21 protein-coding genes and 1 pseudogene are annotated in these 25024 nt (G+C 42.6%); 8 read left to right on the top strand and 14 right to left on the bottom strand.

The features are described 5' to 3' along the window. Positions 1-99 precede the first annotated feature (99 nt). From PTE_RS17585 to PTE_RS17575, 3 genes and pseudogenes are all read right to left on the bottom strand, one after another. Positions 100-453, bottom strand: a complete 354-nt coding sequence (locus PTE_RS17585) for a hypothetical protein (RefSeq protein ID WP_036849267.1) — start codon at positions 451-453, stop codon at positions 100-102. Further along, a complete protein-coding gene (locus PTE_RS17580) occupies positions 450-752 on the bottom strand; it encodes a hypothetical protein (RefSeq protein ID WP_036849265.1) in 303 nt (100 codons plus the stop codon). Before PTE_RS17580 ends, PTE_RS17585 begins: the two co-directional genes overlap by 4 nt. A gap of 193 nt (positions 753-945) precedes the next feature. Continuing rightward, positions 946-1245: pseudogene (locus PTE_RS17575) on the bottom strand (tail assembly protein); the annotation flags it as partial. A gap of 731 nt (positions 1246-1976) precedes the next feature. Here PTE_RS17575 and phoP point away from each other — a divergent pair. The 3 genes from phoP (at position 1977) to PTE_RS17560 (ending at position 5395) form a co-directional block, all read left to right on the top strand. Next, positions 1977-2645: a two-component system response regulator PhoP gene (gene phoP, locus PTE_RS17570; protein WP_036849263.1), complete on the top strand. Its 669-nt coding sequence runs from the start codon at positions 1977-1979 to the stop codon at positions 2643-2645. A gap of 19 nt (positions 2646-2664) precedes the next feature. Continuing rightward, positions 2665-4128: a two-component system sensor histidine kinase PhoQ gene (phoQ, locus tag PTE_RS17565; protein ID WP_036849596.1), complete on the top strand. Its 1464-nt coding sequence runs from the start codon at positions 2665-2667 to the stop codon at positions 4126-4128. A 145-nt stretch (positions 4129-4273) separates the two neighbouring features. Further along, positions 4274-5395, top strand: coding sequence for a ribosomal protein uL16 3-hydroxylase (locus PTE_RS17560; protein WP_036849261.1), 1122 nt, complete (start codon positions 4274-4276; stop codon positions 5393-5395). A gap of 206 nt (positions 5396-5601) precedes the next feature. On the opposite strand, the gene pepT is transcribed toward PTE_RS17560, so the two are convergent. The 5 genes from pepT to lolC all read right to left on the bottom strand — a co-directional run bounded on the left by pepT (position 5602) and on the right by lolC (position 10997). Continuing rightward, positions 5602-6861, bottom strand: coding sequence for a peptidase T (pepT, locus tag PTE_RS17555; RefSeq protein ID WP_036849259.1), 1260 nt, complete (start codon positions 6859-6861; stop codon positions 5602-5604). Positions 6862-6916: 55 nt separating this feature from the next. After that, positions 6917-7759, bottom strand: coding sequence for a Sir2 family NAD+-dependent deacetylase (gene cobB / locus PTE_RS17550; protein WP_036849257.1), 843 nt, complete (start codon positions 7757-7759; stop codon positions 6917-6919). A 91-nt stretch (positions 7760-7850) separates the two neighbouring features. Further along, positions 7851-9098: a lipoprotein-releasing ABC transporter permease subunit LolE gene (lolE, locus tag PTE_RS17545; RefSeq protein WP_036849255.1), complete on the bottom strand. Its 1248-nt coding sequence runs from the start codon at positions 9096-9098 to the stop codon at positions 7851-7853. Further along, positions 9098-9802 (bottom strand): lipoprotein-releasing ABC transporter ATP-binding protein LolD, encoded by a 705-nt coding sequence (gene lolD, locus PTE_RS17540; protein ID WP_036849253.1) that lies wholly within the window; start codon positions 9800-9802, stop codon positions 9098-9100. The genes lolE and lolD overlap by 1 nt, the downstream gene beginning before the upstream one ends. Then, complete coding sequence (gene lolC, locus PTE_RS17535) at positions 9795-10997, bottom strand: lipoprotein-releasing ABC transporter permease subunit LolC (protein ID WP_036849250.1); 1203 nt, start codon at positions 10995-10997, stop codon at positions 9795-9797. Before lolC ends, lolD begins: the two co-directional genes overlap by 8 nt. A 197-nt stretch (positions 10998-11194) precedes the next feature. Between lolC and mfd the strand changes: the two genes are divergently transcribed. The 5 genes from mfd (at position 11195) to PTE_RS17510 (ending at position 19453) form a co-directional block, all read left to right on the top strand. Further along, entirely contained in the window at positions 11195-14641 is a 3447-nt protein-coding gene (gene mfd / locus PTE_RS17530) for a transcription-repair coupling factor (RefSeq protein ID WP_036849248.1), read from the top strand. Positions 14642-15339: 698 nt separating this feature from the next. After that, entirely contained in the window at positions 15340-16317 is a 978-nt protein-coding gene (gene pvcA, locus PTE_RS17525) for an L-tyrosine isonitrile synthase (RefSeq protein WP_036849246.1), read from the top strand. Positions 16318-16329: 12 nt separating this feature from the next. After that, entirely contained in the window at positions 16330-17175 is an 846-nt protein-coding gene (locus PTE_RS17520; RefSeq protein WP_081738259.1) for a TauD/TfdA dioxygenase family protein, read from the top strand. Between the two features lie 135 nt (positions 17176-17310). Continuing rightward, entirely contained in the window at positions 17311-17574 is a 264-nt protein-coding gene (locus tag PTE_RS17515; RefSeq protein ID WP_241826042.1) for a GNAT family N-acetyltransferase, read from the top strand. A gap of 211 nt (positions 17575-17785) precedes the next feature. Next, positions 17786-19453 carry a S8 family peptidase gene (locus tag PTE_RS17510; protein WP_036849244.1) on the top strand — a complete coding sequence of 556 codons (1668 nt, stop codon included), beginning with the start codon at positions 17786-17788 and terminating at the stop codon, positions 19451-19453. An 87-nt stretch (positions 19454-19540) separates the two neighbouring features. Here the strand turns inward: PTE_RS17510 and PTE_RS17505 are convergent, their stop codons facing one another. The 6 genes from PTE_RS17505 to PTE_RS17480 all read right to left on the bottom strand — a co-directional run bounded on the left by PTE_RS17505 (position 19541) and on the right by PTE_RS17480 (position 25005). Beyond that, positions 19541-20845: an NAD(P)/FAD-dependent oxidoreductase gene (locus PTE_RS17505; RefSeq protein WP_036849243.1), complete on the bottom strand. Its 1305-nt coding sequence runs from the start codon at positions 20843-20845 to the stop codon at positions 19541-19543. Positions 20846-21089: 244 nt separating this feature from the next. After that, complete coding sequence (nagZ, locus tag PTE_RS17500; RefSeq protein ID WP_036849241.1) at positions 21090-22136, bottom strand: beta-N-acetylhexosaminidase; 1047 nt, start codon at positions 22134-22136, stop codon at positions 21090-21092. A gap of 50 nt (positions 22137-22186) precedes the next feature. Continuing rightward, on the bottom strand, positions 22187-23050 hold the full coding sequence (gene thiK, locus PTE_RS17495; protein ID WP_036849240.1) for a thiamine kinase: 864 nt from the start codon (positions 23048-23050) through the stop codon (positions 22187-22189). After that, positions 23037-23603, bottom strand: a complete 567-nt coding sequence (gene lpoB, locus PTE_RS17490; RefSeq protein WP_036849239.1) for a penicillin-binding protein activator LpoB — start codon at positions 23601-23603, stop codon at positions 23037-23039. Before lpoB ends, thiK begins: the two co-directional genes overlap by 14 nt. A gap of 195 nt (positions 23604-23798) precedes the next feature. After that, complete coding sequence (gene hinT, locus PTE_RS17485; protein WP_036849238.1) at positions 23799-24149, bottom strand: purine nucleoside phosphoramidase; 351 nt, start codon at positions 24147-24149, stop codon at positions 23799-23801. A gap of 70 nt (positions 24150-24219) precedes the next feature. After that, positions 24220-25005, bottom strand: a complete 786-nt coding sequence (locus PTE_RS17480; RefSeq protein ID WP_036849237.1) for a metal-dependent hydrolase — start codon at positions 25003-25005, stop codon at positions 24220-24222. Positions 25006-25024 lie beyond the last annotated feature (19 nt).

The raw sequence follows: 25024 nt of genomic DNA, 5'->3' as shown, positions 1-25024 counted from the left end.
CATTTTACCCATAAAAAACCGCAATTAAGCGGCTAGTGGATTTTAAGTAAAAGAAAAGCCTCCGAAGAGGCTTAAGCTAAGCATTTGTATACTATGTAGTTAAGCAGCCTTATGATGCTTATTGGATTTTCTTTTTTCACTTTTCATTACTTTACTGTGAGCTTCGACAAGTATCCGTTTTTTCTCACTATTGGCAAACCGATTTAAAACTTGTCTGATTAATGGCTGATAGCCTAAGCCATTAAGATCGGCTATCATTTTTAAGTCTTCTATCAGAGATCTATTTAATCTGATTGAAATAGGCTGTAACTCCAGCGCATCGTTAATCAGATCTTCTGTTATATCATCAGATACTTTAATGTGAGCCTCACTACAACCAAGCTCACCGTTTTCCCACGCTTCGTCAGTGGAAGCTATCAGGTCATTTGCTCGCTTCTCAGTTTGATTGCTCATTTCTCTGTTCCTAGGCCGTATTTTCTGTAAATTCTCAATTCATCTTCGTTGGGTGCATAAGCTGTCCTTATTGCAATCCCTTTTTCAGGGTAATAGATAAAGACTATTTTTAACTTAACACCGTAATCAGTTTCGGATATAAACCATTTAGTGGGTGGATCGGTTCTGTTATCTTCCCTTGTATCTTCAAGAAAACGCCCAACCCGATTAGAAAAACATTGGAGTATATCTTCTTCATTAACAGGCGGGTTTTTGCCTGCTAATTTCAATCTGATGTTCGATGATATCAAGAGCTTCATGTGCTTTAACTCATGGTTAATCTGTATATACAGAATATACCACGAAACAGATCTAAACAACTCACAAAATATCAATGTGTTTTGCACAATTAAATAGGTGATATGTATTACTTTAATATGAAATTTGTATATACAGATAATGATTAAAATATTTCAGATTTAAGCCATCCCTAGCCGAGCTGACTACTGTTGATTCGGTATATATCCCGGCTGAAATGATTGTTCCGCCTATCTCATGGGTTCCATATAACACAGGAACGGGGTTACCTTGCGCTGTCGTGTTAACCGGGCCGCCAAACGCGTAAGAAGGTTTATTGTCCAGTGACTCACGCATTCGCAAGCCAGGCTGTTGTGGTGAGAGCATTTGGACAACACCGCCGAGGGCCATTGATGCACCTACCATTTCAGTCATTCCCCACAACCCACCCGCCGTAAATGCTGCCGCTATCCCCCGGGATGCAATAACTGCTGTGGTAATTAAAGCAACACCTAACCGGGACATTACCCTGATTTTGTACCTGTGTGTGGTGATTATCCGGCGTTATGCCGGCGGCGATAGCCGGATGAAGGGGATAAACGGCGGTAAGATAAATTAAAAAGATAACTCGTGGCCCTGACCACCGGGGTGTTGCGCTTATCCATCGTACTGTCTCTTTTCTTAAGTTAATCTGGCTTTGGTGATAAAACGGTAATCTTTCCATAGAAAATATTGATAATTTGATAGTGACATAATCAAACTATTCTAATTTGTGATTAATTATCCGCCTGAATGAATAGCACGAAATGTGATCAAGATCGGGTTGTTTAATCCTGATAATGGGGAATGCAACGTATTAAATGCTAGGAAGTGGCGATAAGGATGGAAATACTCTTTTTTATATCAATAAAAGTACTTTCAGTTTCTTAATGGTATTACATCCCCCAACTCAGCAGATGTGTGGCATTCTGCTTATGTATTTTAGGATGTTTTTAAATGGATTGGTCAACAACCTGAGACGAATAAAATATCCATTTTTTTCTATCCTTTTATAAACCAATTCCAAACACACATTGAAGTTATATTCTATATTTCTACTTGATGACTTGCTGTTACAGATCCATATATCTAACATATTCAGCCAGGCCCATTGCATTGCATTTTTTACCGGCAATTTTGTCCATATAACAGTTTGAGTAAATTGATTATTACAATACTGCCAGTTGGCGTTTTAGAAGGAATATTCCATGCGGATATTGATCGTTGAAGACAACATGCTGCTGCGTCATCATTTGACAGTACAGCTTCGTGACACAGGCCATCTGGTTGATGCTGCGGCAAATGCCAAAGAAGCCGATTACTATCTGGCAGAAAGCGAACCCGATATTGCTATTGTTGATCTTGGTTTGCCCGGAGAAGATGGTTTGAGTCTGATCCGTCGCTGGCGCCAAAAAGATGAAAAACTCCCCATTCTTGTTCTGACAGCCCGTGAAAGCTGGCAGGAAAAAGTCACCGTTCTTGATGCAGGGGCGGATGATTATGTCACCAAGCCATTTCATCTTGAAGAAATTATTGCCCGGATGCAGGCACTCCTGCGCCGTAATAATGGGTTAGTTTCTCAGGTTATTGAATTTCCCCCCTTCCGAATTGATCTGTCACGCAAAGAATTAACGGTACATGGTGAAAATGTCAAACTAACCGCGTTTGAATACCGGATTATTGAAATACTGATGTGTAATAGTGACAAAGTGGTTACTAAAGATGCATTAATGCGCCAGTTATATCCCGATGCTGAACTACGCGAAGGCCATTCCATTGATGTCTTAATCGGTCGGTTAAGAAAGAAAATACAAGATATATGGCCTTATGAAGCTATCGTGACTGTCCGTGGTCAAGGCTATCGCTTTGATGTATAAAACTTTGATGGGTAAAACAGTGCTGAAACACAAAAAGAAACCTTTCTCACTCCGTACCCGGTTTTTAATGGCGACTGCTGCCGTTATTCTGGCGCTGACAATGTCTTACGGTATTGTTGCCATTGTCGGTTATCTGGTCAGTTTTGATAAAACCGCTTATACATTGCTACGCAGTCAGAGTAACCTGTTTTTCAGTCTTGCCCAGTGGAATAACAATAAACTGGATATTTCAGCCCCTCCCAATTTCACCCTGAATAACCCATCACTGGTGCTGATTTATAACAACAAAGGGACTATCCTCTGGCGTCAACGTCATCTCCCGAAAATAGAGAACTCGATTCCAAGTGAATGGTTGAAGGAAGATGGTTTGTATGATCTGGATACTGACCTGAAAAACAGCCGGGATTTGTTAAAAGACTCGGCCAATATGCAAGGACAATTAGGTAAACTTAACGAGCTCGACGAAAATGAAGACAATGAGCTGACCCACTCCGTTTCTGTTAACAAATACAGTGCGACAGATCATCTGCCGGCATTAACCATTGTCGTCATCGATACTATTCCCCAGGATTTACAAAAAACGGTTATGGTGTGGGAATGGTTCGGCTATGTATTGATTGCCAATCTGATTCTGGTCATCCCCTTAATCTGGCTGGCGGCACACTGGAGTTTGCGGCCAATTAAGTCGCTGATTCATCAAGTCAGCTCGCTGGAAAAAGGTGAACGGGAAAAACTGGATGAAAACCCACCGACCGAGCTGCGGGGATTAGTGCGTAACCTTAATGTGTTGCTCAATAATGAACGCAACCGCTATACAAAATACCGGACAACGCTGGCTGATCTGACACACAGCCTGAAAACCCCACTGGCTGTTTTACAATCAACCCTCCGTTCTTTACGTAACAGTAAGCAAATGACTATTCAACAGGCCGAACCCATCATGCTTGAGCAAATCAGCCGTATTTCTCAGCAAATAGGCTATTACCTGCATCGGGCCAGTATGCGCAGCGAACACAGTACTATTATGCGGAAAGTTTCTTCTGTTCCTGCTTTATTGGATAGCCTGTGCAGCGCTTTAACAAAAGTCTATCAACGTAAAGGGGTCAGCCTTACGTTAGATGTCTCGCCGGAGATCACCTGGCTTGGTGAAAAAAATGATTTTATGGAAGTCATGGGCAATGTGCTGGAAAATGCCTGTAAATATTGCCTTAAATTTGTCGAAATCTCAGTCAATGTTGATCACGATTCGGTGATGATTATTGTCGATGACGACGGCCCAGGCGTTCCAATTGACAAACGGGAAATGATTTTCCAACGGGGCCAGCGTGTCGATACTTTACGGCCTGGTCAGGGGCTTGGGTTGTCAATTGCTTCTGAAATTATTGAACAATATACCGGCGATATCAGTATCAGTGACAGCCCGCTTGGCGGTGCCAGAATTTGCGTCATATTCCGGTGTCAGCAAATTGATGATGACGATTAAGCGACTGCTCTCCACTCTTATATCTCCGCCCGCGTTGGACGAAGGTTTACGGCTATTTTTGCTAAATATGCCTGTGCAGTCTGATACTCGATTCAACTAATTCGTTATAATATCCTGAAACTCACTTCACACTCAGGATGTCACTATGGACTATCAGTTGAATCTGGACTGGCAGGCGTTTTTGCAAAATCACTGGCAAAAACGCCCTTTACTGATTAAACAAGGCTTCCGTCAATTCATTGATCCACTTACTCCCGATGAGCTGGCAGGTCTGGCTATGGAGAATGAAGTTGACTGCCGTCTGGTCAGCCAGAAAAATGGCCGTTGGGATGTCTCTCATGGTCCATTCGAAAGTTACGATCATTTAGGTGAACAGGATTGGTCACTGTTGGTACAAGCGGTTAATCACTGGCATCATCCTTCCGCTGCATTAATGCAACCATTCCGCGTGTTATCTGACTGGCGAATGGATGATCTCATGGTTTCCTTCTCTGTTCCCGGTGGGGGTGTTGGCCCGCATCTCGACCAATATGATGTGTTTATCATTCAAGGAATGGGTCGCCGCCGTTGGTGCGTTGGGGAAAAGATCCCCATGAAACAGCGCTGCCCTCATCCCGATCTATTACAGGTCGATCCATTTAACGCCATTATTGATGAAGAGATGGAACCCGGTGATATTCTCTATATTCCACCTGGGTTTCCGCATGAAGGTTATGCGACTGAAGACTCACTGAATTATTCAGTTGGTTTCCGCGCCCCCAATTCCCGCGAATTGTTCAGTAGTTTTGCCGATTATGTGCTGGCTAATGATTTAGGCAGTTATCGCTATAGCGATCCTGATCTGACTTCCCGCGAAAACCCGGCACTGGTCCAGCAACATGAATTATCTGCGCTGCACGCAATGATGAACGAGTTATTGGCACAACCTGAAACTTTCCAACAATGGTTTGGTGAATTCATCTCTCAGTCCCGACATGAGCTTGATATTGCCCCACCAGAGCCGCCCTATGAAAGTGATGAAATTTATGAATTAATGAAACAAGGTGAAAATCTCCACCGCCTTAACGGACTGCGCGTTATAAGAATTGGTGATCAGTGCTTTGTTAACGGTGAATTAATAGAGACACCTCATATTAAAGCCGCTGATGTTCTTTGCCACTATTATGAGATTAATGCAGAAATGCTGGGTGAAGCGATAGATGATGTGCGTTTTATCAGCCTGCTCACTGCATTGGTAAACAGTGGCTACTGGTACTTTAATGATTAATACATCATCATAAAAGGTGTGCCTTTAAATAATTTTGTGTCACTTCTCACCCGGTTATTAACTCACTGCCTTTTAATCAGATCTTCCGATTAAAAGGCAGTTATCGAAAAGTTGTATTAATCGTGATTGCTTTAATTATCGTTATACCCGCCTGAGAAAATTTTAAATAATGGATGAAGTAAATGCAAAAGCCTGTGGCGCCAGGATTAGTGTAAAGCTCTTGGATTTTTCTCAACTTTTTCAGACAACAGTGCAGTCAACTCAGCAATACGCATGACCACACTCACAGCCTGTTCCATTCCCTCCAATGAAACAAATTCATGCTTGCCATGATGATTATACCCTCCCATGAATATATTCGGGCAAGGCAAACCACGGAATGACAATTGTGCCCCATCAGTACCACCACGAATGGGTTTAATAATGGGGTCAATGTCACAATCCAACATCGCCTGTTTGGCAATCTCAATAACATGTGGGTATTTGATAACTTCATCATGCATATTGTAATAGTTGTCATCGATAGTCAGCTCGATATAACAATCAGGGTGCAATCCCTCACCGGCTTTTTCCGCAATTTTGATCATCTTCTTTTTACGTTCTTCGAAGTTATTCCGATCAAAATCACGAATAATATAGTGCATTTCGGCGCGCTCCACCGTACCTTTAATACGTTTCAGATGGTAGAAACCTTCGTATCCGTCGGTATGTTCCGGTGTTTCTTTCGATGGCAATTCCTGATGAATACGGATTGCCAGCGATAAAGCATTAATCATGACATCTTTAGCATTACCAGGATGAACGTTGTTGCCAACAATCTTGACTGTTACCACCGCCGCATTGAAGTTTTCAAACGCCAGTTCACCCACACCACCACCATCTACGGTATACGCCCATTCAGCATCAAATGAATTAATGTCAAAATAGCGAGCGCCCTTGCCGGTCTCCTCATCAGGCGTAAACGCTATCCGAATATCACCATGTAAAATATTGCTGTTTTTCAGGCGAACCATTGCAGTAATGATTTCTGCAATACCCGCTTTATCATCAGCACCAAGCAGCGTTCTGCCATCTGTGGTAATCAATGTTTTCCCCAACATGCTATGCAATACAGGAAACATGACTGGCGATAGCACTTCATCACCCGCCCCCAGGGCAATCTCACCACCCCGGTAATCTTCCAGCATTTGTGGGCTGACATTTTTTCCAGGAAAATCTGGCGAAGTATCAAGATGAGCAATAAAACCGATAGCCGGTACAGGCCACGGTGTATTGGCAGGTAATGTTGCCATAACACAGCCATAATCATTCTGTATCACATTGGAGAAACCCAGCTCGGTCAGCTCTTGTTTCAGCGCTTTGGCCAGTTCAAGCTGACCATCACTGCTGGGAATGGTTTTCACTGACGGCTTTGATTGAGTATCAAAAGATATATATTTTAAAAAACGCTCTAGTAGTCTGTCCATTATTCTCTTCCCCCAGGAACCTGACAGCCCATTATGAGGAAGAGAAACAGAATAATTATTGCGTCAAGTCAGCTTTAAATTCTTTTATCTTATTAATTAATCTTCGGACATACTCATCCACTATCTTACTGGCTGGTCCATAATGCTTTTCATCAAACAGACTCTCTACCTGACTCGGCTCCAGATTCAGCTCTACTGTGTGTGCCCCTGCCAGTTTAGCTTCATGCACAAATCCAGCCGCAGGATAAACATGCCCGGAGGTACCGATAGCAATAAAAATATCCGCCTGAGCCAGTGCAGAGTAGATTTGCTCCATAGCAAAAGGCATTTCACCAAACCAAACAATATGCGGACGCAACGGTGATGGAAACTGACAACAATGGCAACGTTCATCAGTTGTCAGAGGACCTGTCCACTCAAACACTTGCCCAGACTGACAGCAACGGACTTTGAGTAACTCACCATGCATATGCACAGTACGATAGCTGCCCGCCCTTTCATGAAGATTATCGATATTCTGGGTAATCAGCAGAAAATGATCGCCAAGCTCATTTTCCAGTGCCGCCAAAGCATAATGCGCCGCATTCGGATTTATTTCTGGCTGCTGAAGTTGATGACGCCGGGCGTTATAAAATGCCTGTACTAATTCTGGATCTTTCTGAAAACCTTCAGGTGTAGCAACATCTTCCACCCGGTGCTCTTCCCACAATCCATCAGAGGAACGAAAAGTCCGAATACCCGATTCAGCTGAAATACCCGCACCGGTCAATACTACTACATAGGGTTTTTTCATATTCAGAGCCAATCGATTATCCCTATAAAAAATTCGGCTACGAAACCTCTGATGCCGCAAACGCTTAACCTTACGAAACCGACCAAGCCGACGACGAACACGCATATGATTTCCTTATAAGATTTCTCAATATTGCTTAGGTTTCTGTTTTTTATACCATAGCGCCTTTGTTTAGCTCATGCCAATAGCAGGTTTATTATTTCCCACTTAAAATCCGCGCCGGATCAAGTTTGCTTGCCCGTCTGGCCGGATACCAACTTGCCAGTAAACTCAGAATCAAAGCCGTCGCCAGAACATACAGCACATCCATGCTATGTAACTCAGATGGCAGGAAATCAATGAAATAAACATCGCCAGAAAGAAATTGATGGCCGATCAGTTTTTCCAGACCATGAATCAAGGCCGTCAGATTCAGTGATGCCAACACGCCGACTACCGCGCCGGCAATACTGCCTGCCATACCCGCCAGTAATCCATACCAGAGAAAAACCGCTCTGATTTGCCCATCTTTCGCGCCGAGGGTTCGCAAGATAGCGATATCCCTGCTTTTATCTTTTACCGCCATAACCAGCGTAGAAACGATATTAAAACATGCCACGCCAATCACCAAAATCATCGCCAGATACATAATGCCGCGTACCATCTGAATATCCTGATACATATAACCGTAATTTCTTATCCAACTACTGATATAGACATATTCTTGTGATGCTTCACCGGCAGCTCTTACCCGTTGATCAGCGGCAAACACATCATCAACCTTGATCGCAATGCCGGTGATCCCCTGGTCATAATCCAAATATTGCTGTGCATCAGCCAAAGGAATCAAAGCCAAGCTATGATCAAGTAAGCCACTTAGCTGAAAAATTCCACTAACCTGTAAACGGATCCGCTTTGGTTGCAATAGTTTCATTTCTGGATCACTGTTCGGGATCATGACAGTCAGCCAATCGCCCTGCTTAACCTTCAAAGCATTAGCAACCCCCTGCCCAAGAATGACCTGTTGATGACCTGCCTGAAAGTTTTGCCATGCATTACCTTGTACAAACTGTGGTAATGAACTGACCTGAGCCTCAGTGACTAAATCAACACCTTTCACCTGAACAGCATGTAAGCTGGCACCTTTTTCCATTAATCCGGTAAAAGTAATATAAGGTGAAGCAGCCACTACGCCGGTTGTGTTTTTTACCCGTTCCAATGCTGGCCGCCACTGCTCAAAAGGCTGATTGACCGCATAGATTTCACCATGAGGAACGACAGAAAGGATCCGGTTTCTCAATTCCCGTTCAAAACCATTCATGGCACTCAGACCAATAATCAGAACAGCGACACCAAGCATAATCCCCAGCGTAGAAATCACTGAAATCAGGGATACCATTCCACCCCGACGACGCCCCCGGCTAAATCGCAGAGCCGTGACTAAAGAGAGAGGCAAATTCGCCATTACAATGCCCCCGCCAGGGTCAATTTATCCTGTAAATAACCATCCCGCATCTCCACCTGACGATTCAATCTGCCAGCCAGTGTCAAATCATGGGTGACAACCAGAAATGCTGTGCCTTGCTGTCTGTTAAGTTCGCCCAATAATTCAAAAACGCTATCTGCATTACGTAAATCAAGGTTACCGGTAGGTTCATCAGCCAAAACTAAAGACGGCTCATTAACCAAGGCCCTGGCAATCGCCACTCGCTGGCGCTCACCCCCTGATAATTCTGACGGGCGGTGATGGGCCCGTTTCTCCAGACCAACAGCCGCCAACATTTCCAATGCTTTCTTTTGTGCCTGACTGCGGTTCTTTCCGCCAATTAACAGTGGCATCGCCACATTCTCTATTGCGTTAAAATCAGGCAACAAATGGTGAAACTGATAAATAAAACCCAATTCATGGTTGCGCAGTGCTGCTCTGGCTTTGGCAGACATTTTATTCAAAGAGTGCCCTTTAAAAAGGACTTCACCGGAGGTCGGTGTATCCAATCCACCAAGCAAATGCAGCAGCGTACTCTTACCTGAGCCGGAACTCCCCACAATCGCCATCATTTCACCCGGTTTGATAGCAAAAGCGACATTTTTCAGCACTTCGGTCAGTACTTGCCCTTCCTGATATTTTTTACATAAGTCATTACACAGCAGTAATGGTTGATTATTCATAACGCAAAGCCTCAGCAGGTTGAATGGCAGCAGCACGCCAGGAAGGATATAACGTAGATAACAAGGCGATTACCATCGCTGAAATTGCAATTGTGGCTACCTGTAATGGCTCAATCGCAACAGGCAATTCAACACCTGCGGTTAACAGGCCAACCAATGGCATTAAGTTATTAAGCTGGCTGGAAAGCAGAACACCAAGCCCGGTTCCCAGTAATGTACCGATGATCCCGGCACCTGCTCCCTGGATCATAAAAACGGTCATAATCTGACGACGTACCAATCCCTGTGTTTGCAAAATCGCCACTTCACCCTGCTTTTCCATCACCAGCAAGCCAAGCGAAGTAATGATATTGAATGCAGCTACAGCAATAATCAAACTCAGCAATAAACCCATCATGTTTTTTTCCATCCTGACAGCCTGGAAAAATTCACCTTTACGTTCACGCCAATCTTTCCACAACAACCCTTCGGGCAAGGTTTGTAAACTCAAACTATCTACAGCCAAGGGTTCTGTGAGATAGAGACGCCAGCCGGTGATGTTACCCTGCGGATAACGCATCAGACGAGCCGCATCTTGCTGATTAACCAGAACCTGTGTGCCGTCTACTTCACTGTTAGAAGCAAAAGTACCCACAATGGTAAACAGGCGCTGACTGGGAATACGCCCCATCGGTGTCAATTGGCTGGCCCCCGGCACCATGAAGCGGACCCGATCACCACGCTTTATCCCAAGCTCCCTGGCCAGTTTTTCGCCCAAAATCGCATTATAGCTGCCGGGTTCAAGTTGCTGACGATAAGTGCTGATCAGATATTCCGTCAGCGGCTCATATTCATCAGAAGTGATACCCAACATCACGCCTACACCGACATTGCGGGGGCTTTGTAATACGACATCTCCCATCACCAAAGGTGTAATCCTGCTAACTTGTTTCAAATCCGCAAGCTCGCTGGCCGGATGTTTTTCCGGATCCAGAGAACCCTTCACCGACGTCACAACAGCCTGTGGCATAAAACCAAGAATACTGGTTTCCAGTGAACGCTCAAAACCATTCATCACGGACAGTACTGTAATTAATGCAGCAACACCGAGAGTAATACCAATTGCCGACAGCCATGAAACAAACCGGCCAAATCTGTCAGCCGCACGGCCACGCATATACCGCAAACCTATAAATAATGAGACAGATTGAAACATGAAATCTGTTACTCCCCTGTTGCCAAAGCAAAGTGTTCGGGGATAATAAAGGGTAGCTATACTTTATGGAACCACCAACGCCCGGATCTGTGGTTTTTTTTATTTTCTCTCAACCTGCCAGCGTATTTACTTTAAGACCATTATGCGTCGAAAATCTGTTGGGAATGGACTGAATCATAGAGAACACATTAACGCTTATGTCCTCAAAATACCGTTATGAACTTCCTGAACGCCGCGGTGATAGCCGCCAGTTAGGCCAACTTACTGGCGCCGCTTATGCTGTAGAGTGTGCTGAAATTGTCGAACGCCATCAAGGCCCTGTGGTACTGATAACCAAGGATATGCAAAACGCTCTACGTCTGCATGATGAAATCCATCAGTTTACCGATTGTCCTATTGATCTCCTTTCTGACTGGGAAACATTGCCGTATGACAGTTTTTCTCCTCATCAGGAAATTATTTCCAATCGCCTGTCCACACTCTACCGTCTGCCAACAATGACCAAAGGTGTTTTAATCCTGCCGATAAATACCTTAATGCAACGGGTTTGCCCGCATGAGTTTCTGCACGGGCATGCGCTGGTTATGTGCAAAGGTCAGAGGCTTTCGCGGGATAAACTGCGTACTGAATTGGAACAAGCGGGCTATCGCAGTGTTGAACAAGTTCTTGAACATGGCGAATTTGCTACCCGTGGCGCACTGCTTGATCTTTTTCCAATGGGGAGCGAGCACCCTTATCGTATTGATTTTTTCGATGATGAAATTGATAGTCTGCGAATTTTCGATGTTGACAGCCAACGCACGCTGACCGAAGTCAAGCAAATCAACTTACTGCCTGCTCATGAATTCCCAACGGATAAAGAGACGATTGAACTGTTTCGTAGCCAGTGGCGGGAACGTTTTGAAGTCCGTCGTGATGGTGAGCATATTTATCAGCAGGTCAGTAAAGGGACATTACCGGCAGGGATAGAATACTGGCAACCCCTGTTTTTCAACCAGCCCTTACCTTCGCTATTTGATTATCTGCCAGACAACACCTTGATTATCAATCAAGAGATAAACCCCTCCGCAGAACGTTTCTGGCAAGATGCTCAACAACGTTTTGAGAGCCGTAAAGTTGACCCCATGCGTCCTCTCTTACCACCGGAAGAACTTTGGCTTCCGGCTGATAAGCTATTCTCAGAACTCAAAAACTGGCCCCGCATTCAACTCAAAACAGAAGAGCTCAGTAAAAAAGCCAGCCACATCAATCTTGATTATCAGCGACTGCCGGATCTCGCCGTGGTTGCACAACATAAGGCACTGCTGGATAAGCTTCGCCGTTTCCTTGAACAGTTCACTGGCCGCGTTATTTTCTCCGTTGAGAGTGAAGGCCGAAAAGAAACGTTGCAAGAATTGTTGTCACGAATAAAGATTAAACCAATTAAAATCAGCAAATTACATGAAGCACAACAATCAGGCCACTTTTTAATGATTGGTGCGGCTGAACATGGTTTTATTGATGCAAAGAATGCGCTTGCTCTGATCTGTGAAAGTGACATGCTCGGTGAGCGTGTTGTTCGCCGCCGTCAGGATACCCGCCGCACAATCAATACAGATACCCTGATCCGTAACCTTGCAGAATTACACCCCAGTCAGCCAGTGGTCCATCTGGAACATGGCGTTGGCCGTTACCAGGGGTTAACCACTCTGGAAGCAGGGGGGATCAAGGCTGAATATCTGATCCTGAGTTATGCCGGTAACGACAAACTCTATGTTCCGGTGTCTTCCCTGCATCTGATTAGCCGCTACGCAGGTGGCGCAGATGAAAATGCGCCATTACATAAATTGGGCGGAGAGGCATGGAGCAAAGCCCGCCAGAAAGCAGCTGAAAAAATACGCGATGTGGCTGCGGAGCTGCTTGATATTTATGCTCACCGCACCGTGAAACAAGGATTTGCTTTCAAACATGATTGGGAACAATACCAACTGTTCTGTCAAAGCTTTCCATTTGAAACTACGCCAGACCAAGAGCAAGCGATTAACGCTGTCCTCAATGATATGTGTCAACCCGTAGCGATGGATCGCCTGGTTTGCGGCGATGTGGGATTCGGTAAAACCGAAGTGGCAATGCGCTCTGCATTTCTGGCAGTCCATAATGACAAGCAAGTGGCGGTATTGGTTCCGACAACCCTTCTGGCTCAACAACATTTTGATAATTTCCGTGACCGCTTTGCTAATTGGCCGGTACGAATTGAAATGATCTCCCGTTTCCGCAGCGTGAAAGAACAGCAGCAGGTCGTTGAAATGGCGGCTGAAGGTAAAGTCGATATTATTATTGGTACTCATAAATTGCTGCAAAGTGGCCTGCGCTGGAAAGACCTTGGTTTATTAATTGTCGATGAGGAACACCGGTTTGGTGTTCGCCACAAAGAGCAGATCAAAGCTATGCGCGCCGATGTGGATATTCTGACGCTCACCGCAACCCCAATCCCACGAACGCTCAATATGGCAATGAGTAGTATGCGGGATCTCTCGATCATTTCGACACCGCCCGCCCGTCGCCTGGCGGTCAAAACATTCGTGCGCGAATATGACAGCCTGGTTGTTCGGGAGGCAATGCTGCGTGAAATTTTACGCGGTGGTCAAGTCTACTACCTCTATAATGATGTTGAAAATATTGAGAAAGCGAAACTGCGCCTCGAAGAGTTAGTGCCAGAAGCACGGATTGCCGTTGGTCATGGGCAAATGCGTGAACGGGATTTGGAACGGGTGATGACCGATTTCCATCATCAGCGGTTTAATGTCCTGATTTGCACCACCATTATTGAAACAGGCATTGATATTCCCAGTGCCAATACTATCATTATTGAACGTGCTGACCATTTCGGCCTGGCTCAATTGCATCAGCTACGAGGACGTGTCGGACGCTCTCATCATCAGGCTTATGCTTATCTTCTGACGCCACATCCGAAGGCAATGACCACCGATGCGCACAAACGTCTGGAAGCAATCGCCTCCCTTGAAGATTTAGGCGCTGGTTTTGCACTGGCGACTCATGACCTTGAGATCCGCGGAGCCGGTGAACTTCTCGGTGAAGAACAAAGTGGTCAGATGACAACTATTGGCTTCACACTCTATATGGAGCTACTGGAAAGTGCAGTCAATGCATTAAAAGCAGGTCGTGAACCTTCACTTGAAGACTTAGTGAATAACCAGACAGACGTTGAATTGCGTCTGCCTGTTTTACTGCCTGATAATTATATTCCTGATGTCAATATGCGTTTATCTTTCTATAAACGCATTGCCAGCGCCAGAGACGAATCAGAATTGGCAGAATTAAAGGTTGAATTAGTAGACCGGTTCGGCACATTACCTGATCCTGGGCGCCATTTATTACAATCAGCGGCCATTCGCTTATCCGCTCAGAAATTAGGGATTAAGCGCATAGAAGCCCATGAAAAAGGCGGTTTCATCGAATTTAGTGAAAAAAATAAAGTTGATCCCACTTATCTGATCAGCCTGTTACAGAGACAGCCTGAGATTTACCGGTTGGATGGCCCCGCTAAATTGAAATTCATTACTGACCTGAACGAGAGGATGGCGCGTCTGGAGTTTATTCAGCAATTACTGAGTACTTTTGAACACCATCAAGTGAGCTTCTAAGCTGTTTTTTTACACTTCCCCTGTGATTAATTATCAGTCCGTGGGGAAGTACTGTGATTTACTCATTAATATTTATTCTGAAATAATCATAATACCGCCATATTCATATGGAATCCGGACTATTGCCTGATTGAATTAGAGGAAAATTCAGTTTTCAGAAAATAATAGCCAAATAGAGTTATATTCATAATAGCAGCTTATATTATCAACCTTATATATAGTTTACTTTTTTAACTTAAATCCTATTTCTCTTGTTATAATCATAACCATTACTTATGTAATTTACACATTTCATAACCAGAAACAATATATTAGATAAAATAAAGATATGCCTTACTCGTCTTATTTGCGATAAGTTTCAGAAAAATTGCTGATATAAAATGGTGCAACAACCTCATTTAGCTAACCTCACCTAACCTTAAGTGGTATCTAATTAAAGTGATCGTACCAGTAATATGAGATTCTAATAACCCAGGAAAACTGTGCTTTATTGAAACAATCAATCAAATATATTGAGTGATTATAAAAATTACATTCAAACATATTGTTTGTTAGAAAATAAATTATTATTTATTCCTAAATATTATATTATATTTTAATTGCACTATTTTACACTTCGTCTATACCAATTAGTTAAACTCGTATTTATCTGTTTTTAAGAGAATAGATATTTATGACAAGAAAGAGAAATAGTCATTATGCAAAGCATTACTTACAATAACGTTACTTCTGATAATGTTTCTTCTAGCAATATTTCCATGCAGATTCTACATGAGTTGTTACAATACCGCAGACGTCTTACCGACTCAGAAAGAGATTTAGCGCAAGAAGAAGCGCTTGTTAAAAGCGTACAATTACCCAGAATTGCATATTTCATCAGGAATAAAAAACCTATCGAATTTATTTTGCCGGCATTCCCAACAAAATCACCAAATAAAAATAAAGTGCTTGGCACTGCTCCCGACATGGCAGAACGCTTATCTTTGAGTTTTCTTAATTCTCTGTGCCAGCGAATACAGCTTTATTATCCTCTTGGCGCCCGTATTATTATCTGTTCCGATGGGCATGTTTTCGGCGATCTCATTCGTGTCAGTGATGAGGTTATCAGTCAATATCATGAAGATATTAAACAATTAATCAATGAGATGGGGGCTATAAACTTAAGTACATTTAATCTCAATGACGATAAGAACCTCTGCGAGCACAGTGATGATTTCGATTTACAGAGGCATATGTTAGTAAAACATTACGCCCGAACTGAGGAATCCATTAAAAACCAACTGTTACAAAACAGTGATGGATTGCAATTGTATCGCGCGGTTACCCGCTTTTTATATGAAGACAGCTTATTACCCGGCTATACCGGCTCAAACAATGCCCTGCAAAAAGATGCCAAACAAAGAGCTATTGGTGTTATTCAGCGGAGTTGGGCATGGGGAAGTTTATTAGATACGCATTTCCCAGAAGCCATACGTCTGTCTATTCATCCTCAACCAGCAGACAGTATTAAACTCGGTATTCATATGATGCCAACCAGGGATGATTGGTTAACCCCTTGGCATGGTGTCGCAGCCAATGTAAATGGGCAGTTCATATTAATGAAACATAAAGAAGTTCAAATGATGGGCGGAAAATTAGTAAATATTCATGGAAAACCCAGCCATTATGTAATTTAAAGGAAAATGACTATGACAAATTTAAATAAATTTCAGACAGAAGAGATGACACCTTTTGGCCTGAAGATTACACCGCAATATTCCGGCCAGCATATTAATACGTTATCAGTGGAAGAATTAAAAAAACTGACCAAAAAACATCACTTACTGATATTACGTGGCTTCAAATCTGACTTATCTGATCACGAAAAATATGAAGATTATGCCCGTGATTGGGGAGAAATAATGATGTGGCCGTTCGGTGCTGTTTTAGATGTCCGTGAACATCAGGATGCGACCGATCATGTATTTGATAACAGTTATATGCCGCTTCATTGGGATGGCATGTATAAACCGACCATTCCCGAATTTATTATGTTCCATTGCGCACACGCGCCAGATGGTGACCAAGGAGGTAGAACAACCTTCGTCAATACCCACCTTGTGGTTGCTAATGCAACTCAGCAGCAATTAGAACAATGGAAAAATATATCTGTTACTTATCGTATTAATAAAGTCACTCATTATGGTGGCGAAGTCCATTCGCCTTTATTGGAAAAACATCCCGATGGAAATGGATTTGTTATCAGATATAATGAACCCGCAGTAGATGGTGAGAAATTTCTGAATAAACATGCTATTGAGTATCATAATATCAATCCTGATCAGGTAGCAGAATTTCAACAAGATTTTATCAATACGCTATACGATAAGCGCCATTTATATGCTCATGCATGGCAAAAAAGTGATTTAGTGATTGTGGATAATTTCTCTCTGCTACATGGGCGTGAAGGATTCACGTCTAAATCAGAACGACATTTGCAGAGGATCCATATTCAGTCTGATCCGGTCTTTAACAATCAAGCATTAATCGCATAAAAAGGGCTAAAAGAATCCATTATCTTGACTCCCGTTGTAGTATGCTGGTCACTCTGCCACTACAATGTAGCTAACAACTAAAACAGATATAAATGTTGGGAGTCAATCATAATCCGCCCTTTTAACGCGCAGGATATGGATACTATTCTGGATATCTGGCTATCAGCATCATTGATTGCCCATAAATTCATTGTTTCACCACCAGCGCAAGGAAGAGGTATCGGTAAGCAGCTGATCAACTATGCCAAAAATCTACGAAATAAACTGGAATTAGAGGTTTATTGTCAAAATAAGAACGCTATCGGTTTCTATCTTAGCTGTGGTTTCGTAAAAAAAGGAGAAGCAATAGATAAAAACACGAATAACCCTGCACTATTCATGGAATATATTCATACCTGATTTTATTAATAAAAACCCTCCGTTCATTCCAATGAGAGATAAATTCCAAACAAACAGAACTATATATTCAACTTAAAATCACATTCAGTAACAATCAATACAGATAATACAGCCACTCTCTAACAGAATAGTGGACTAAGAAATAATAATAATATGAAATACCCACTTATAGTTATACTAAGGAGGCAATTAACCAAAGAGGAGAATGACAATGTCTATATCCCTTGAGTACTTTAAATCTGCAAAATTTGACGGTAATCTATATCTTAAATGTTATGGTGAAATGAGTGACAACATAGAAGTAAAATACAAGCTAATAGATCCAGATACACAAGATATATATGAATACTATAGTGACGACAATCAATTAGCCTGTTTTACCTCACTTAAACCTGCAAATTACACAATAGAAACCACTATCATTGAGAATGGAAAGGTAACTAAAAAACTTCCACCAGAAAATATAGAAATAAAAGAATCAGATTTTCTGTTTGATATAGATAGAGAAATAGATAAAATCATTAAAAATGAAAGCAACAATATTAGCTATCCATTACTTAAACAAATACCGTCTGAAGATAATGTTATTTCTTTAAAAGGAAATAATCATATCCCAAATGATAATTTGAAGTATAATCTTGAAATCATGTTTTCCCCAGATGGATTAAAAAGATTAGAATCTGAAAAAAATGACTCATTACCTGTTTTTAATGCATCTAAACATAAAATGGAGATAAAACCTGTTTTTAATAAAGACGATTTCGATAAAAAAACCTGGAAAACCCAAGAATTCAATAAATTAATTTATCTTTACAAAATAGAAGCGAATATTAATCATTCTGATTTAGTCAAGTTAGCCGATGAATTGGAAAAACTGGATTATATCGAATTTTGCTCTCTCACTCCTGTTTTAAAATATCAGCCTCCGCCTCCTTTGATTTCATCCAAAACAGAAGAGGTGATTGCCGAATTTGATTCTCATATCGTTACGCCTGATTTTTCATATCTGCAAGGGTATTTAGATGAACACAATGGGATGAATATCAGAAATGCCTGGGCTACTGGTTATAAAGGTCGGGGCATCACTGTGCACCATCTTGATTTTGGTGTTTACCGAAACCATGAAGATTTGGTTGGTAATATTACTGTGGTCAACAGTCGCCCTGAAACACAAGACTGTAACCATGGTACAGCATCCACCGGATGTATTGCAGCAAAGAATAATGAATTGGGTGTGACAGGTATAGCTCACGAATGTCATTTCCGTTTTTACGACATTGATGATTTTGACAGAATAATATATAGTTTTTCGCCAGGAGATATTATTAGTTTAAATATTCAAATTGTCGCCAATAATAGATATTACCCTTTTACCTATATCGCATCTAATTGGCAGAAAATAAAAAGCTGTGCTGACGCAGGTGCAATTATTATCTTTTCTGCCGGTAATGGCGGTATTAATTTAGCCTATGATTTCACCTTCCCTAATTATGGCGATCATGGCGGTATTATGATTGGCGCCTGTACATCAATTAATGGATACAGGTTAGGTTTTTCCAATCATAATCTCTATACCAGTTTAAATTCCTGGGGTGAGAATGTCGCAACCACTGGATATTCAAACTTGCAGCACCTGCCAGGAAATAATAGGAACTATACCCGTAGTTATAATGGGACATCCAGTGCAACACCTTTAGTCTCCGGGGCGTTAGCACTCATTCAATCCTATGCCAAATTAAAATATCATAAATATTTTAATTGCTCTCAAATAGCGACACTGGTTAGAAATAGTGGTTTTTCAACAGGAGAACTACAGGGGGTTGGATCACGTCCAAATGTTGCGAGTGCTTTCAAATTAATTGATCGTCTACTTTCTTAATTAAGATAAATTATTTCAAACTAAAGAAGTGATGCCTTATCAAGGCCACCCCATTATTTCACGGGTGGCCTTATATCGGTTAAGTCATTAATGCAATTTTAACCGTGGACGGATCACACGGTTAATTCCACCGACCAACATCATCAGGCCAGTTTTAATATAACCATGCAAAGCTACCTGATGCATTCGATATAATGAAATATAGACAGCACGAGCCACACGCCCTTCTATCATCATTGAACCGCGCATTAAATTACCCATCAGACTACCAACCGTACTGAATTTAGATAATGAAACCAGAGATCCATGATCTTTGTAGATATATTCTTTTAACGGTTTGTCATTCAACAACGCCATAATATTGCTATGGCAACGGCTAGCCATTTGGTGAGCCGCCTGTGCCCTTGGAGGAACAAAACCCCCTTCTTTCTTCGGACATGATGCACAATCACCAATGGCGAAAACATGGTCATCAAATGTCGTTTGCAGCGTTGGCTTCACCACCAGTTGATTAACCCGGTTAGTTTCAAGGCCTGCAATATATTTCATAAAATCAGGTGCTTTGATACCCGCCGCCCATACCATGAGATCCGCTTTAATCAACTCACCCTCTTTGGTATTCAACCCATGTTCATCAGCACTGGTTACCATAGTTTTGGTCAATACATGAACGCCAAGCTTTGTCAGCTCCTGATGCGCCGCAGCGGAAATGCGTGCTGGCAATGCAGGTAAAATACGCTCACCCGCTTCTACCAACGTCACATTCAGCGCTTCTGAACTCAGTCCCTCAAAGCCATAGCTGTTAAGCTGTTTTACCGCATTATGTAATTCAGCTGATAACTCAACACCTGTCGCTCCACCACCAACAATAGCGATATTAACCTTATCTTGCTGACCACTGTTTGCAGAATATTTAAGAAACAGATTCAACATCTCATTATGGAAACGGTGTGCCTGTTGTGGGTTATCCAGGAAGATGCAGTGCTCTTTCACACCCTGCGTATTAAAATCATTAGATTTACTGCCCAAGGCCATAACCAGAATGTCATAACTCAGTTCACGTTCAGGAACCAACACCTCGTTATATTCATCCCGGATCTCAGCCAAAGAAATCTTTTTGGTGTCACGATGAATATCGGTCAACGTGCCTAATTGAAAACTGAAATAGTGATTACGGGCGTGAGCCAGATAACTCAACGCATCAACCCCATCGTCGAGTGATCCTGTCGCGACTTCATGTAATAACGGCTTCCATAAATGACTTTGGTTACGATCCACCAGCACAATTTCTGCTTTCTTTTTACGCCCCAGCTTATGCCCCAGACTGGTTGCCAGTTCCAAACCACCAGCACCTCCACCAATGATCACAATTCTCTTCTTTGGTGTTGACATGACTACTCCACTAAAAATGTAAATCAAATGTTATCTAAGGATATTAAAACAATATCCTTAGATAACATTTAGTTTGAAATAAATAACTGATGTGATAGTACCAGAATATCACGGCTGGTTAGTTGGTCATACCAAAATTGAACAACATCAAATTCTTTTGAATAAATAAACATCAGAAAACCGGATAGGTAATAGCGCACACCAGATTCGATAAACGGGGAGTATGTAACTCACCCGTATTCCCCTATTTCTTCTCAGACAAGTTGGGAACTTTTCCACAACACTGCCATTTCTCATGTAAAACCGTTAATGCTTCATTAGCCAGCTGCCAGCGTTTTGAACCCTTTAGCTCATTCAAACTGAATTGACCGCCCTGATGATACAATTCTGATATTTTCTCTGCTTTGGTCTGAGGCAAGTTATCAAGCACACTGACCGCCCCATCACGGTGATTACACACCAGGATCATGTCACAACCTGCATTCAGCGCAGCCTGCCCGCGTTCAGCATAACTGCCCATAATCGCCGCCCCCTCCATCGAGAGGTCATCCGAAAATATCACGCCATTAAAGCCCAATTGCTGACGCAGCACTGATTTCAACCAATATGACGATCCGCTGGCAGGATGCTTATCCACCTGAGAATAGATCACATGAGCCGGCATAATCGCATCCAACAAATTACGCTGGATAAAATCACGGAAAATAGACATATCATGACGGCAAATAACGTCCAGCGGACGATCATCATGAGGTGTTTCTTTATGAGAATCGGCACAGACAGCACCATGCCCCGGAAAATGTTTACCCGTTGATTTCATACCGGCAGAATGCATTCCTTTAATAAATTGCTCCGCCATCATCTTGGCCTGCTCAGGATTTTCATGGAATGAACGCTCACCAATAGCCACACATTGATGACCTAAATCCAGAACAGGCGCAAAACTGATGTCAATATCCATTGCAATCATTTCAGATGCCATCAGCCAACCTGCTTCTTCCGCCAATTTAATGCCATTGAAATTATCACTCAATCCAGCAAAAGATTGGGCCGCCGGTAAGCAAGTGAAACCTTCACGGAAACGCTGAACTCGGCCACCTTCCTGATCAACGGCAATCACAAGGCGATGACGGGATGCCTGACGAATTTGACGTACCAATTCACGTAATTGCTCAACATCATGAAAATTGCGGGTAAACAGAATTAAACCGCCCACTAATGGATGTTGCAAAATTTCCTTCTCTTCATTATCCAGTTCATAACTGACAACATCTAACATTACCGGACCCATTATATTCCTCACTTGCATTCATATGCTGCAATCAATGCAGCGTAATAGATTTAAAACGTTAGACCAAAAGAGAGGCGCAACGGTTGCGCTAACGCTAAAAATTGCGGATCACCACTCTGTTTCCAACGCACTTCAAACCACATCAAAAACATATAGTCAACCCAAGGTTGCCAACGTTTAATCTGACGCGTCAATAACATTCGATCCCGGTATCCTGATGGCTGACTGCAATAGCAGTGCAAAAAAGCCTGTTGCTGCGGTTCATCCCAATGATTGGTGCAAAACAGTGTCGCTAACGCAAATCCGATATCGGTATCAGTTGCATATTCCCAGTCAATGAGTTTCAGCCCCTGAGGGGTATTAAGCAAATTACCGCAATGAACATCCATATGAGCAGGTGATAGTTTTAGTATTGAAGGCATCGAAGACGATATAAATTGTTTATGCAACCGCAACCAACGAGGAGTAAGACGCGCTTTATCAATTTGCAACCAGTAGCTTGCTAACTGATGCCGTAGTTGAAGCGGATAACCGAACAGTGACTGATGATGCAAAGTGGTCAGTAATGCCGCCAGTTTTTGCAGAAAATCGGGCTGAGAAAACTCATTTTGCTCAATAATATGACCAGGCAACCATTCCAATAACAACCAATGGGGATCCATTGCAATGACTTGCGGAGCAATTTTTGTCTGGCTGAGATGACGCAAGATGGCATTTTCACGCTGACGGTCAACGCCAAGCTGCTTCCCTTGCTGCCACTGTCTGCGGCCGACAATATGATATTCGCCATCGGTGGCATAATAGCTTTCATTTGTCAGACCGCTTAACGGCCTTATCTTCCAGCTGTTTGCTGTTGTATAAGGCCATTGCCTGCATAACGCCCGCAATAAACCATCTTGATTACTTAACGTCACCGTGCCCTGACCAAAGAATCTCACCTGTCTGTACAATCATCAGTTGCATGACAATATCACGCTTATCACTGTTCCCTGAAACGATAGAATAGAGAACATAATCCGCATTTAAATAACGAGCCAAACCAATCGCTTTGCTGCGTAACCCCAGACTATCTTCTTCAGACAGACCCAAAGATTGGCGGGCGTTCTGTACCTGATTTTGCGGTACTAATACAAAAACATTCTTGCTATTGATGGCTTGATGCAAGGCATCAGTGACTTGCATGGTTTGCAACACACCGTTGGTGTTATTCTTTACTGTATCAACTAACAGTAACTTGCCGCTTCCCAGCCCATTCGCCTTAACCATTTGCTCGACTAATGGTTGTACAGTCCCTTCCCAGTCAATTTCGCGCGTTTTAGGTGGCTCTGGAACTTTTTCAGGTGGTGGCGTCGGTTCCGTTGGGGTCACCGGTATAACCGGAGTGGGAGGCTCAGGCTGCTGCGGAGGCAAAGATGGACAACCAGCCAGAAACATGACAGATAGTGCTACAAAAACAATTCTTTTCATCAACCTATATTCCAATTACAGAGTTTAAAGAAACAGATAAATTTCTGCTGTGACACCAGCAATCTATTATCGGTTCAATCTCAGTAATAAAATCAGTAGCATTTATTAAAAATCAAGATATCCGGGACCATTTTAAGAACAATACCCCCGAATATCTGGCTATATACTATATAGACGAATTTTGGGACTTCACATTTACTTCAACAGTAATGGCCCCAAATGGCGGCCGCCAATCAGATGCATGTGAATATGGTAAACTTCCTGTCCCGCATGACGGTTACAGTTCATAATCAAGCGATATCCATCTTCGGCAATGCCTTCCTGTTCAGCAATTTTCGCTGCAACCGTCATCATTCGTCCCAACGCGGCTTCATGCTCTGCCTTGACATCGTTCACTGTCGGGATCAAGACATTGGGAACAATCAGAATATGAATCGGTGCCTGTGGAGAAATATCGCGAAACGCAGTGACCAGATCGTCCTGATAAACAATATCAGAAGGTATTTCACGACGAATAATTTTGCTGAAAATAGTTTCTTCTGCCATCACATTTTCCTTTTATTCAAATAACAAGAGATATATGAGCGCTTACAAATCACAAATTCAAGTTAATAAATCAAATTTTGCATACATCAACATGAAATAGATCGCAAAAATTCTGCGTGGTAACCTGAGCCAGTTCCTCAATACTCACACCTTTGAGCACAGCCATATATTCCGCAACATCACGCACGTATGCCGGCTGGTTTTCTTTGCCACGATGCGGCACCGGTGCAAGATAAGGCGAATCGGTTTCAATCAGAATACGATCCAGCGGTACATATCTTGCCGCTTCACGAATTTGCTCCGCATTACGGAAAGTCACAATACCGGAGAACGAAATATAGAAGCCTAAATCCAATAATTCTCTGGCGGTATCTTTATCCTCAGTAAAACAATGCAAAACACCACCACATTCTTGTACCTGTTCTTCACGCAATACCCGCAAAGTATCATCACGGGCACTGCGGGTATGAACAATAATTGGCTTATTGAGTTTACGTCCGATACGAATATGTTCACGAAACGAGGTTCGTTGTAGTTCAGCATTATCCTGCTGATAATAGTAATCCAGTCCGGTTTCACCCAATGCGACAACTTCATTCCCGGCAGCTAAACGTGCCAACTCATCAAAATCGTAGCCTTCATCCAGGTTAAGCGGATGAATACCACAGGAAAAGACAATATTTTCCCGTTCACCGATCAGGGTTTTCATTTGCTGGAAACCAGGTAGCGTAGTCGCTACTGCCAGCATAAATTTAACCTCCCGATCCGCCGCTTTTGCGACAACATCATCTACATTTTTATGTAGTTTTTCATAATCAAGACAATCAAGATGACAATGCGAATCCACTAACAACATATTAAACTCGTATACAAAA

This window comes from Photorhabdus khanii NC19 (assembly GCF_000517265.1).
In the GTDB taxonomy this organism is placed as follows: domain Bacteria; phylum Pseudomonadota; class Gammaproteobacteria; order Enterobacterales; family Enterobacteriaceae; genus Photorhabdus; species Photorhabdus khanii.
The sequence above is the reverse complement of the archived record's forward strand: the minus strand, read 5'-3'. Positions and strand labels throughout refer to the sequence as shown.

Coding starts and splice junctions, on each gene's coding strand:
- PTE_RS17560 (WP_036849261.1), top strand. CDS start 4,274: ATGGACTATCAGTTGAATCTGGACTGGCAGGCGTTTTTGCAAAATCAC.
- lolD (WP_036849253.1), bottom strand. CDS start 9,802: ATGAATAATCAACCATTACTGCTGTGTAATGACTTATGTAAAAAATAT.
- lolC (WP_036849250.1), bottom strand. CDS start 10,997: ATGTTTCAATCTGTCTCATTATTTATAGGTTTGCGGTATATGCGTGGC.
- PTE_RS17580 (WP_036849265.1), bottom strand. CDS start 752: ATGAAGCTCTTGATATCATCGAACATCAGATTGAAATTAGCAGGCAAA.
- cobB (WP_036849257.1), bottom strand. CDS start 7,759: ATGCGTGTTCGTCGTCGGCTTGGTCGGTTTCGTAAGGTTAAGCGTTTG.
- PTE_RS17505 (WP_036849243.1), bottom strand. CDS start 20,845: ATGTCAACACCAAAGAAGAGAATTGTGATCATTGGTGGAGGTGCTGGT.
- lolE (WP_036849255.1), bottom strand. CDS start 9,098: ATGGCGAATTTGCCTCTCTCTTTAGTCACGGCTCTGCGATTTAGCCGG.
- mfd (WP_036849248.1), top strand. CDS start 11,195: ATGTCCTCAAAATACCGTTATGAACTTCCTGAACGCCGCGGTGATAGC.
- PTE_RS17480 (WP_036849237.1), bottom strand. CDS start 25,005: ATGTTGTTAGTGGATTCGCATTGTCATCTTGATTGTCTTGATTATGAA.
- PTE_RS17585 (WP_036849267.1), bottom strand. CDS start 453: ATGAGCAATCAAACTGAGAAGCGAGCAAATGACCTGATAGCTTCCACT.
- hinT (WP_036849238.1), bottom strand. CDS start 24,149: ATGGCAGAAGAAACTATTTTCAGCAAAATTATTCGTCGTGAAATACCT.
- pepT (WP_036849259.1), bottom strand. CDS start 6,861: ATGGACAGACTACTAGAGCGTTTTTTAAAATATATATCTTTTGATACT.
- PTE_RS17510 (WP_036849244.1), top strand. CDS start 17,786: ATGTCTATATCCCTTGAGTACTTTAAATCTGCAAAATTTGACGGTAAT.
- PTE_RS17515 (WP_241826042.1), top strand. CDS start 17,311: ATGGATACTATTCTGGATATCTGGCTATCAGCATCATTGATTGCCCAT.
- pvcA (WP_036849246.1), top strand. CDS start 15,340: ATGCAAAGCATTACTTACAATAACGTTACTTCTGATAATGTTTCTTCT.
- lpoB (WP_036849239.1), bottom strand. CDS start 23,603: ATGAAAAGAATTGTTTTTGTAGCACTATCTGTCATGTTTCTGGCTGGT.
- phoP (WP_036849263.1), top strand. CDS start 1,977: ATGCGGATATTGATCGTTGAAGACAACATGCTGCTGCGTCATCATTTG.
- PTE_RS17520 (WP_081738259.1), top strand. CDS start 16,330: ATGACAAATTTAAATAAATTTCAGACAGAAGAGATGACACCTTTTGGC.
- nagZ (WP_036849241.1), bottom strand. CDS start 22,136: ATGGGTCCGGTAATGTTAGATGTTGTCAGTTATGAACTGGATAATGAA.